This is a genomic window from Treponema sp. R6D11, from assembly GCF_054786075.1.
Genome location: NZ_BDHD01001077.1, coordinates 1 through 394, shown reverse-complemented (window position 1 = coordinate 394; position 394 = coordinate 1). Strand labels below are relative to the sequence as shown.

At 43.1% G+C, this 394-nt stretch carries 1 protein-coding gene; it reads left to right on the top strand.

The genetic code is table 11. The features are described 5' to 3' along the window. Positions 1-394 (top strand): sensor histidine kinase (locus ACYVTD_RS17560; protein ID WP_461248911.1); only part of this gene is annotated, 394 nt, incomplete at both ends.

Genomic DNA, 394 nt, shown 5'->3' with positions numbered 1-394 from the left:
GTGCAAGATGTTACAAAATTGGAAAAAATGGCAAAACAACAGGCGGAAGCGGAAGCCGCAGACCGCGCTAAATCTATTTTTCTTGCCAACATGAGCCACGAGATGCGCACTCCCATGAACGCAATTATCGGCATGACCACGATAGGAAAAGCCGCAGCCGCTATTGAGCGTAAAGACTACTGCTTTACCAAGATTGAGGACGCATCACAGCACTTGTTAGGTGTAATCAACGATATTTTGGATATGTCAAAAATAGAAGCTGGCAAATTTGAACTTGCTCCTGTAAAATTCAGTTTTGAAAAGATGATTCAGCGGGCTGTAGACGTTATAACCTTTCGCGTGGACGAAAAAAAGCAAAAACTTACCGTGCAGATTGACAAGGCTATTCCTAAAG